Source organism: Streptomyces tateyamensis (assembly GCF_003205575.1).
In the GTDB taxonomy this organism is placed as follows: domain Bacteria; phylum Actinomycetota; class Actinomycetes; order Streptomycetales; family Streptomycetaceae; genus Kitasatospora; species Kitasatospora tateyamensis.
Genome location: NZ_PYBW01000198.1, coordinates 17,820 through 28,068, shown reverse-complemented (window position 1 = coordinate 28,068; position 10,249 = coordinate 17,820). Strand labels below are relative to the sequence as shown.

Sequence of the window (10,249 nt, the reverse complement as noted above, 5' to 3'; positions counted from 1 at the left end):
ATCCGCCGCTGTAGTACAAGTACGAAGCAGCCGTCGCCCCGCAGCGCGCGGATGCGGCCGACGCCCAGCGTGAGCTCGCCGCGGCCCTCGCCTCCGCCGGGATCCGCCTCCCCTCCCTCGGCCTCGACCTGCCCTCGTTCCTCACCGGGCACGTGCTCGTGGAGCTGGGGCGGGCCCAGCCGGACACCGTGCGGAAGATCGCGGTGCTGGTGCGGCGCGGGGTGGCGTGTGGGCACCACTGAACCCTGGTGGTCGCGGCTGCGGGGCCGGCTGACGCGTCGGCCGGCCGCGGGGTGTCCCCTTCGCTGGCCCAACTGCCCCGTCTGCGAGGAACGATGAAGTACAGCAAGGAGCGGCGGCCCAGCGTCATGACGGTCCGGGTCTACCGGATCACCGCCGACGGGGAGCGCGAGGAGCGCGCCGACTGGGTGGTGGCCGACGGCGAGCCCTACCTCCATCCGATCAGCGCAGAGTGGCCCGCCTGCCGGTGCGAGGAATGCCGGAGGTCACCTTGACCAAGTCGGCCGGTCCTCTTGTCCGCAATGCCGGCAAGGTCTCGGTGTTCCGACGCCCGATCCTGCCCGGACTGCCGTACGGCAGCCGAGGTACCCATGGGAGGACTGGTTGAGCCCAGCAGTGCACCGTGGAGAGCAACTGATTCCGAGGCCCGCGAAGACCCCGGCCGCCCTGAGATCTGCACTGGCAGTGGTGGCGCCGGACCTCCTGCCGAAGATGCAGGCTGATGTCGACAAGGCGTTCAATCGGGCAGCCGAGCAGGACAGCCTCACACCGGTGCGCGCCTTCTTGGTGCACTGGGCTTCGATTGTCGAGATCGAGCGCTTTCCTGAGACAGCCCGCACTCCTACTTCATCGCTCCGCGTCTCGAACGTGTCTTCGTCGTTCAGGTCGCGGTGTTCTGAAGTCTTCTTACTCCTCCCGCCCCAGTCGCGGCACCTGCTGCAGCCAGCTCGGCCGACCCGCCGCCGTCCGGGCCCGCGCCGCCTCCTCGGCGGCCCGCAGCTGCTCCTCCGTCGCGAAGCAGCGCGGCAGCCACCGCGGCGACACCGCCACCCGCGCGGCCAGGTGCGCCACGTACGCCTCGCGCAGCTCGTCGGCCGAGGCGAACCCGTCCTCCGCCGGGGCGAGCCACTGCGAGGGCACCAGCGCGACCACCTCGCGCAGCAGCTCGGGCGTGACGAGCGGCGCCAACTCCGCGTCAGCGGCGGCCACATCGGGGGTGTACGAGCCCAGTGCGTGCCCGCTCATGTCGTAGGCGCGGTCGACCGCCGTCAGGTGGGTGGACCAGCGGTGGTGGAAGACCAGCCCGGCGCCGTTGTCGATCAGCCACAGCCGCTTGTGCCAGACCATCAGGTTCGGATTGGCCCGGGTGCGGTCGACGTTGGCGGTCAGCGCGTCCAGCCAGACCACCCGGCCCGCCTCCAGGGCCCCGACGCCCAGCGCCTCACCGGGCCGGAAGTCGCGAGCCCCGGGCAGGTAGTCCATCCCCAGGTTCAGTCCCGCACTCGCCCGCAGCAGGTCCTGGATCTCCTGGTCCGGCTCGTGCGCCCCGACCGCCGGATCGAAGTCGACCAGCACCAGTTCCGGCACCCGCAGCCCAAGCCGCCGCCCGAGTTCGCCGACGATCACCTCGGCCACCAGCGCCTTGTGCCCCTGTGCCGCGCCCGCGAACTTGACCACGTAGGTGCCCAGGTCGGAGGCCTCCACGATGCCGGGCACGGAGCCGCCGGCCCGCAGCGGGTCGAGGTAGCGCAGGGCCTTCACGGTAGTCAGCACGCACGCCAGCCTAAGCTGAGCGCGACACAGCCGTACGAAACACCCCAGGAGCCCGTCATGGCCCAGGTCAAGGCCCGCACCGAGCGGACCTACACCGCTACGCCCGAGCAGCTGTACGAGGCGATCGCGGACTACGCGACGGTCCGCCCCAAGCTGCTCCCGGCCCAGTACAGCGAGTACCAGGTGAAGGCCGGCGGCGTCGGTGCGGGCACCCAGGTGCACTGGAAGCTGCAGGCCACCGAGAAGCGGGTGCGCGACTGCCTGTTCACGGTCAGCGCCCCCGCGCCGGGCACCCTGGTGGAGACGGACGCCAACTCCTCGATGGTGATCACCTGGACGGTCGGCAAGGCCGCCGACGGGGCCACAGTCGCGATCGAGGCCACCTGGAACGGTGCCGGCGGGATCGGCGGCTTCTTCGAGCGCACCTTCGCGCCGAAGGGGCTGAACAGGATCCACGACGAGGTGCTCGCCCGCCTGGCCGACCAGGTCAAGTAACCCGAACGGGCGAACCCCGCCCCCCGTCAGCGCAACCCGGCCCGGACCCCGCCACGCCCCACCCTAGGCTCGCGGCCGTGCAACTGACGATCCTTCACATCTCCCAGCCGGTGGACGGCGGGGTGGCCCGGGTGGTCACCGACCTGGTGCGCGGTCAGCGCGCCGCCGGCCACCGGGTGCTGGTGGCCTGCCCGTCCGGTGGCCGGCTGGCCCCCGCCGCCAAGGCTGCGGGGGCCGAACACCTCGACTGGCCGGCCCGCCGCTCGCCCGGCCCGAGCGTGCCCGCCGAGACGGCGCGGCTGCGCCGGCTGGTCCGGCAGGCCGCCCCCGACCTGGTCCACCTGCACAGCGCCAAGGCGGGCTTGGCCGGCCGCCTCGCGGTGCGCGGCCGGGTGCCCACCGTCTTCCAGCCGCACGCCTGGTCCTTCGCCGCCGCGACCGGCGCCCTGGCCACCGCCAGCACCCGTTGGGAGCGGTACGCCGCCCGGTGGGCCGCCGCCGTGCTCTGCGTCAGCGAGCGGGAGCGGGCGGACGGCCTGGCCGCCGGGATCGAGGCCGCCTACACCGTGGTGCCCAACGGGGTGGACCTGGCGTACTACGCGCCCGCCGAGCGGCGGGCGGCCCGGCTCTCGCTCGGGCTGGACCTGTCCGGGCCGCTGGCGGTCTGCGTGGGCCGGCTGTGCCGGCAGAAGGGCCAGGACCTGCTGCTGGCCGCCTGGCCGGACGTGCTGTGCGCGGTGCCGGGCGCGCAGCTGGCGCTGGTCGGCGGTGGCCCCGACCAGCAGGCGCTGCAGGCCCGGGCCCGCGCGCTGCCGGAGCCGTACCGGGTGCGGCTGGTCGGCGACGTGGCCGACCCGCGCCCCTGGCTGGCGGCGGCCGACCTGGTGGTGCTGCCCTCGCGCTGGGAGGGGATGGCGCTGGCGCCGCTGGAGGCGATGGCGATGGCCCGTCCGGTGCTGCTGGCCGACGTGCCCGGCGCCCGCGAGCAGTTGCCGGCCGCCGAGCGGGAGAGTGCCCTGGTGCCGGTCGAGGACCCGGCCGCGCTGGCCGGTGCGCTGGCCGCCGCGCTGGCCGATCCGCTGGACTGCGCCCGCCGCGGGGCCGCCGCCCGGGCCTGGGTGACGGAGCGTCACGACACGCGGACCATGGTCGAACGGGTTGACGATCTGTACCAGAAGTCGACGAGCGCAGGCCAGCCGACTCCCCGTGTCTCCGCGCGGATCTGATCGTTCTCAGACAGTGAAACGCATGATATTCCGCCTGGCACGACCCCGACATGCGTTCGACCGCCGGATCGGCTCAACCCTGGTGGAGCCTTGGCGGAATGAAGGTAGGAAATTCATATTAATGGGCGGGTGGAATGAAATGGCAAGTCAACTCCCTGCGATGCAGCCCACGTTCGGTAATGTCTGAATTCGCCTGCTTCTTTCCTAAATATCAGCGGAGCGATGAGGAACGATGATCAGGTGGGCACACCCGGTACCGGTAATGCCGGTCACACAGCAGGGGAGTTCGTGCGCCGATGACCATTGACCACGAGAGCGTGCCACGGCCCGGGCGCCCGGCGGCCAACGCCCGGCGGCTCGCGACCGGGGTGCTGGAGCGGCCGACCCGACCGTCCCTGAGCCGCGGCCCCGCACAACTGGGGCGCCACCGCCGGGGGTTGCGCTCGCGCGCGGCCCTGCCGGGCGGGCTGCTCGTGATCGACCTGCTGGCCGCCGGCGCCGCCTCGATGCTGTGCAGCGCCGGCCCGGTCCATCCGCTGAGTACCGCCGCCGCCGTCCTGCCGGTCCTGCTGCCGCTCCACCTGGCCGCCGGCCTCTACCGCACCCGGATGACCCCCTCCGCCCTGGACGAGCTGCCCGCCCTGGCCGGCCGGGCCGCCGTGGCCCTCGCGGTCGCGGTCACCCTGGCCGGGGTGCTGCCCGGCGCCTGGCCCTCCTGCGGTGCCACCGACTGGCCGCACCTGCTGGCCCTGCTCACCGCCCAGGTCGTGCTGGCCCTGCTGGGGCGCGCCCTGCTCTACGCCCTGCTGCGCCGGGTCCGCCGCCGCCGCCCGATCCCGGTGCTGCTGCTCGGCGCCGGCGAGCTCGGCCGGCAGATCGCCCGCACCCTGCTGGAGCGCCCCGAGTACGGCATGCGCCCGGTCGGCTACCTGGACCCGGCCCCCACGCTGCTCAGCGACACCCCGGTGCCGGTGCTCGGCGGCCGCGAGATGCTCGGGCGGGTCATCCGCCGGCACGGCGTGCGGCGGCTGATCGCGGTGGCCGGCGCCAGCGACGAGCAGGAGACCGCCACCACCATGCGCGCGGCGGCCCGGCTCGGCTGCCAGGTCTGGGTGGTCCCGGCGCTGCGCGAGCACGCGGCCCTGGCCGACGGCATCGCCCGCACCAGCGACCACCTCTGGGGCTACCCCTGCCTACGGCTGCCCCAGCCCGCGATGCGCCGGCCCGGCTGGGTGCTCAAGCGGCTCGCCGACATCCTCGCCGCCGCCGGCGGCCTGCTGCTGGTCTCCCCGCTGCTCGGCGCCTGCGCCCTCGCGGTGCGGCTGGACACCGGCAAGGGCGTGCTCTTCCGCCAGCAGCGCACGGGCCTGGACGGCCAGGTCTTCACCCTGCTCAAGTTCCGCACCCTGCGCCCGGCCAACGAGCACGAGTCGGCCACCCACTGGAACATCTCCCAGGACCACCGGATGAGCCGGATCGGCCACCTGATGCGCCGCAGCTCGCTGGACGAGCTGCCGCAGCTGTGGAACGTGCTGCGCGGCGACATGACCCTGGTCGGCCCGCGCCCCGAGCGCCCGTACTTCGTGATGCGGTTCAGCCAGGCCTACCCCGAGTACGCCGACCGGCACCGGGTCCCGGTCGGGCTGACCGGCCTGGCCCAGGTGAACGGGCTGCGCGGCGACACCTCGATCGAGGACCGGGCCCGCTTCGACAACCGCTACATCGAGAGCTGGAGCCTGTGGCAGGACGTCAAGATCCTGCTGCGCACGGCGGCCCTGATGCTCCGGCCGGACGGGAGCTGACCGACCGTGGCCCTGCCCCTGCCTGCCGCCGGAGCCTTACTCACCCGCCGTCAGCTCGCCGTGCTGCGCCGGCCCAGCCTGCTGGCCGCCGCCACCGTGCTGCTGGTCTGCGTGCCGACCGGTGAGAAGGACGTCAGCGCCGCCGTGCACGTCACCGCCGCCGACCTCGCCTCACTGGCCCTGGTCGCGCTGCTCGCGGTGGACCTGCTGCGCGGGCGCCGGCTGGGTCTGAGCGGCCCGGCCGCGCTGCTCTTCGGCGCCGTCACGGTGGCGGCCGCGGCCGCCACCGTGACCTCGATCGACCCCTCGACCAGCCTGACCGGCTTCGTCCGGCTGGTGCAGATCTTCGTGCTGGTGCCGGCCGCGGTGCTGGCCGCGCTGCGCGACCGCACCGACCTGCGGCTGGTGCTCGGCGCCTTCGTGCTGGCCGCGCTGATCGAGGGCGCGGTCGGCGCCCTGCAGTACCTGACGAAGACCGGCGCCTCCTACACCGGCGAGCCGATCCGCGCGGTCGGCACCTTCGGCGCGCTGGACGTGATGGCGATGTCCGGGGTGGTCAGCTTCGGCCTGCTGGCCGCGCTGGCGCTCGGGCTGGCCGAGCCCCCGGGCAGCTGGGCCCGGCGCGGCGGGCTGGCCGCGGCCGCCTTCCTGGCCTTCCCGCTGGCCGTCTCGTTCAGCCGGGGGAGTTGGATCGCCACCGCGGTCGGCGTCACCGCGCTGCTGGTCAAGGCGGACCTGCGGCGCGCGCTGCGCTGGGCCGGGATCGGGGCCGCCGCCGTGCTGGTCGCGGTCGGCGGCCTGGGGCTGGGCGGCGCCGCGGTGACCGAGCGGCTGGACAGCATCGGCTCGGTCTCCGGCGGCAACGAGGACCACTCGGTCAGCGACCGCTACGACCTGTGGACCACGGCCCGGGCGATCTGGGCCGACCATCCGGTCACCGGCGCCGGGCCGAAGAGCTTCCAGCAGCTGCGCGACTCGCACGCCCCGCTGCGGCTCTCCTCCGGCAGTGACGCGGCCGACTCGACGATCGGCTTCACCCGGGAGCCGCTGCTCTCGCCGCACAACATGTACTTCCTGGTGCTGAGCGAGCAGGGGCTGGTCGGGGCGGTGGCCTACCTGGGTTTCTTCCTGGCCCTGCTGATCGGTGCCGCCCGCCGCCCGGGCAGCGCCGGACCGGCCGCGCTCGGCCTGCTCTGCTGGGTGCTGGTGGACTTCCTCTACGCCGACATCGGCGGCACCACCACGGTGCTCACCTCGGTGATCCTGGGTGTGGCCACCTGGTGGGCGCTGCCCGCGCGCGAGCCGGCGGCCGGGGAGCCGCAGTGACCGCCACCGAGAGCCCGCCGGTCGCGCCCCCGGTCGCGCGCGAGCGCCAACCCTCCTTCCTGGCCCGCGCCTTCGGCATCACCGCGATCCTGAGCGCGGCCGGCTCGGCGCTCGGGCTGCTGCGCGACCTGCTGCTGGCCCGGTACTTCGGCGCCGACGAGGGCACCGACGCCTTCCTGGTCTCCTGGACGGTGCCGGAGACCGCCGCGCCGCTGCTGATCGAGGACGCGATGGCGTTCCTGATGGTCCCGGCCTTCAGTCTGGCCCTGGTGCTGCGCGAGGAGCGGCCCGACGGGCCGGACCCGGTACGGCAGTTGACCAGGACCACGCTGCCCTGGCTGCTGTCCGGGCTGTGCGCGCTGTCCGGGGCCACCATGCTCTGGGCGCCGCAGCTGGTGCAGCTGCTGGCCCCCGGCCTGGCCGACCCGGGGCTGGCCGTCGCCTGCACCCGGATCACCGCGGTGGCCGTGCTGCCCTTCGGGGTGGCCGGCTACCTGGGCGCGGCGCTGCGCGCCCACCACCGGTTCACCGCCCCCGCGGTCATCTACGTGGCCTACAACCTGGGCATCCTGGCGGTCCTGACCACCTGTCACCTGCTGTTCGGGGTAAGGGCGGCGGCGCTCGGGGTGGCCTTCGGCTCGCTGCTGATGGCCGGAGTGCTGCTCGCCCCGTTCGGCCGCGCGCTGCGCGACGGCCGGCGCCGGCGGCCCCGGCGCGGCCCGCGCGGACTGCGGCTCAGCCCGCTGGCGCTGCTGCCGGTGGCGGCCTTCACGCTCACCCGGCAGTCGCAGGTCTTCATCGAGCGCTACCTCGGCTCGGCGCTGCCGGCCGGCACCATCTCGCACCTCAACTACGCCGCCAAGGTCTCCCAGTTGGCGATGACCACGGCGATCCTGATCTGCACCGTCACCTTCCCGCTGGTGGCCCGGGCGCTGGCGGCCGGGGATCTGGTCGCAGCCCGCGACCGGGTGGAGAAGGACCTCGGACAGGCCGCGGCCGTGGTACTGGCCGGGATGGCCTTCCTGATCGCCTGCGCACCCGCGGTGGTCTCGCTGCTCTTCCAGCGCGGCGCCTTCTCGCCCGCGGACACCGCGGCCACCGCCCAGGTGATTCAGGTGTACAGCTTCGGGCTGCTGGCCCAGGCGCTGATCGGCGTCATGGTGCGGCCGTTCTTCTCGATGCGCCCGGCGGTCCGCCGGGCCGAAGACCCGCGTCCGGTCGCCGCCGACCGGCTGCTCGACTGGTACCCGGTGGCCGCGATGGCGCTGGGCCTGGTGGTCACCACCCTGGTCGGGGTCTGCACCACCCACCGCTTCGGTGCGCTCGGCCTGGCGGCGGGCAACGCGGCCGGCATCACCACGACCGCGGTGCTGCTGCTGCGCGGCCTGGCGCTGCGCGGCATCGCGCTGCGCACCCGGCAGGTGCTGATCGGCCAGGCCCGCCTGGTGCTCTCCGCGATCGGCGCGGCCGGCGCGGGCACGGTGGCGGCCCGCGCGGTGGGCCCGGCCCCGCTCTCGATGCTGGCCGGCGGCTTCACGGTGCTGCTCGGCTACCTGGCCCTCGGCGCGGCCCTCGGTGCCCGCGAACTGGACGTTCCCACCCGGACGGCCCTCGCGCTGCTGCGCGGGCGCCGGCCGGGCGGGGCGGGCGCCGGGTCGGCGCCCCGGATGGAGGAAGGAACGCTGACCGATGGTGGCTGAACTCAGCGGGCTGACGCACCTGCCCCGCCAGGGCCGCGCCGAGGTGGGACGGCGGTACGGAGCACCGTGGATCCTGATGTACCACTCGGTGGCCGACGAGGACGAGGACCCGTACCAACTCACCGTCAGCCCTGACCGGTTCGCCGCCCAGATGCGCTGGCTGGCGGCCCGCGGCTGGCGCGGGGTCAGCGTCGGCGAGCTGCTGGCGGCCCGGGCGGCCGGCAGCCGCGAGCGGTTGGTCGGCCTGACCTTCGACGACGGCTACGCGGACTTCGCCCGGCACGCCGTCCCGGTGCTGGCCGGCTACGGCTTCACCGCGACCGCCTACGTGGTCGCGGACCGGCTCGGCGGCGAGAACGGCTGGGACGCCGAGGGGCCGCGCAAGGCGCTGCTGACTGACCGTCAGGTGCGTGAACTGTCCTCCACCGGCTGGGAGATCGGCTCGCACGGGCTGACCCACCTGGCGCTGCCCGGGGTGCCCGCCGAGCAGCTGCGGGCCGAGGTGCGGGAGAGCCGGGCGATCCTCGAGGAGCTGGTCGGCGGCCGGGTGGCGGGCTTCTGCTACCCCTACGGCGCGGTGGACGAGCCGGCCGCCCGGGCCGCGGCCGAGGCCGGCTACGACTACGCGGTGGCGATCCAGCACTCGAGGCTGGCCGGCCGGTTCGCGCTGCCGCGCTGCTACGTCGGCGACCGGGACGGCGCCTGGCGGCTGCGGGCCAAGCGCGGCCGGCACGGGCTGCGCGACGTGGTCACCGAGCTGCGGCGGCGGGGGAGCGCGCGATGAGGGTGCTGCACGTCATCACCGGGCTGGCGGCCGGCGGCGCCGAGCAGCAGCTGCTGCTGACCATCCGCCACCTGCCGCCCGGGATCGAGTGCGAGGTGGCCACGCTGACCAACCCCGGCAGCGTGGCGGCCGCCCTGCGGGCCGAGGGGGTGCGGGTGCACGAGCTGGGCATGCGCGGCAACCGGGACCTGGCGGTGCTGCCCCGGCTGACCGCGCTGATCCGGCGCGGGCGCTACGACGTGGTGCACACCCACCTGTACCGGGCCGGCCTGTACGGGCGGCTCGCGGCGCGGCTGGCCGGCGTGCGGGTGGTGCTGGCCACCGAGCACTCGCTGCACGCGGGCACCATCGAGGGCCGCACGGTCGGCGCCGGCGTCAAGTCGCTCTACCTGGTGGCCGAGCGGCTCGGCAGCACCACCGTGGCGGTCTCCCAGCGGGTGGCCGGGACGCTCTGCGACTGGGGCGTGCCCGAACAGCGGGTGGCGGTGCTGCCCAACGGCATCGAGGCCCACCGGTTCACCCCGGCCGGCCGCCTGCGCGACCTGCAACGGGCCCGGATGCGGGCCGAACTCGGTTTCGCTCCCGGCGACTTCGTGGTCGGCGCGGTGGGCCGGCTGGTGCCGGGCAAGCGGTTCGACGTGCTGGTCCAGGCGCTGCGCGAGCTGTCGCCGAAGGTCCGGCTGCTGGTGGTCGGGGACGGCCCGGAGCGCGCCCGGCTGGCCGCGGCGGCCGGCGAGCGGGCCGTGTTCACCGGCGAACGCTCCGACGTGCCCGCCCTGTTGACCGCGATGGACGTGCTGGCCGCGCCCTCGACGGAGGAGACCTTCGGCCTGGCGGTCCTCGAGGGCCTGGCGGCCGGGCTGCCGATCCTGCACAGCGGCTGCCCGGCGCTGGAGGAGCTCCCGGCCGAGGCCGCGCCCGGCGCCCGCAAGCTGCCCTCGGTGGCCGGCGCCTACCGGGCGGCCGTCTTCGACCTGGCCACCCGCCCGCCGACCGCGGTGCCGCCGCGCCCGGCCGCGGTGGCGCACTACGACATTGTCCGCACGGCGGCCCGCCTGGGCGCGCTGTACCAGCGGCTGAGGGAGGGCCGACGGCCCTCACCGGCCGGGAGGGAGAGCTGAG

Annotated in this window: 10 protein-coding genes; 8 read left to right on the top strand and 2 right to left on the bottom strand. The window is 74.8% G+C overall.

Going from position 1 to position 10,249, the window contains the following annotated elements:
- Positions 1 to 236: hypothetical protein (locus C7C46_RS36065; protein ID WP_220040739.1), on the bottom strand; the 236-nt coding region annotated here is incomplete at its 3' end.
- Between the two features lie 99 nt (positions 237 to 335).
- Between C7C46_RS36065 and C7C46_RS32295 the strand changes: the two genes are divergently transcribed.
- Positions 336 to 515 carry a hypothetical protein gene (locus C7C46_RS32295; protein WP_110673475.1) on the top strand — a complete coding sequence of 60 codons (180 nt, stop codon included), beginning with the start codon at positions 336 to 338 and terminating at the stop codon, positions 513 to 515.
- A 412-nt stretch (positions 516 to 927) separates the two neighbouring features.
- On the opposite strand, the gene C7C46_RS32290 is transcribed toward C7C46_RS32295, so the two are convergent.
- The gene (locus tag C7C46_RS32290; RefSeq protein WP_110673474.1) at positions 928 to 1,794 is read right to left on the bottom strand and encodes a HipA family kinase; all 867 of its coding nucleotides are present in this window, start codon (positions 1,792 to 1,794) and stop codon (positions 928 to 930) included.
- A 57-nt stretch (positions 1,795 to 1,851) separates the two neighbouring features.
- Here C7C46_RS32290 and C7C46_RS32285 point away from each other — a divergent pair, with 57 nt between their 5' ends.
- The 7 genes from C7C46_RS32285 to C7C46_RS32255 all read left to right on the top strand — a co-directional run bounded on the left by C7C46_RS32285 (position 1,852) and on the right by C7C46_RS32255 (position 10,248).
- Positions 1,852 to 2,289, top strand: a complete 438-nt coding sequence (locus tag C7C46_RS32285; protein WP_110673473.1) for an SRPBCC family protein — start codon at positions 1,852 to 1,854, stop codon at positions 2,287 to 2,289.
- Positions 2,290 to 2,366: 77 nt separating this feature from the next.
- Positions 2,367 to 3,515, top strand: coding sequence for a glycosyltransferase (locus C7C46_RS32280; protein WP_425470158.1), 1,149 nt, complete (start codon positions 2,367 to 2,369; stop codon positions 3,513 to 3,515).
- A 296-nt stretch (positions 3,516 to 3,811) separates the two neighbouring features.
- Complete coding sequence (locus tag C7C46_RS32275) at positions 3,812 to 5,317, top strand: sugar transferase (protein ID WP_110673472.1); 1,506 nt, start codon at positions 3,812 to 3,814, stop codon at positions 5,315 to 5,317.
- Positions 5,318 to 5,323: 6 nt separating this feature from the next.
- Positions 5,324 to 6,643: an O-antigen ligase family protein gene (locus tag C7C46_RS32270; RefSeq protein WP_146259305.1), complete on the top strand. Its 1,320-nt coding sequence runs from the start codon at positions 5,324 to 5,326 to the stop codon at positions 6,641 to 6,643.
- Entirely contained in the window at positions 6,640 to 8,343 is a 1,704-nt protein-coding gene (locus tag C7C46_RS32265; RefSeq protein ID WP_181442652.1) for a lipid II flippase MurJ, read from the top strand. Before C7C46_RS32270 ends, C7C46_RS32265 begins: the two co-directional genes overlap by 4 nt.
- Positions 8,333 to 9,127, top strand: a complete 795-nt coding sequence (locus C7C46_RS32260; protein WP_245985286.1) for a polysaccharide deacetylase family protein — start codon at positions 8,333 to 8,335, stop codon at positions 9,125 to 9,127. Before C7C46_RS32265 ends, C7C46_RS32260 begins: the two co-directional genes overlap by 11 nt.
- A complete protein-coding gene (locus C7C46_RS32255) occupies positions 9,124 to 10,248 on the top strand; it encodes a glycosyltransferase (RefSeq protein ID WP_110673469.1) in 1,125 nt (374 codons plus the stop codon). The genes C7C46_RS32260 and C7C46_RS32255 overlap by 4 nt, the downstream gene beginning before the upstream one ends.
- Position 10,249: the final 1 nt, after the last annotated feature.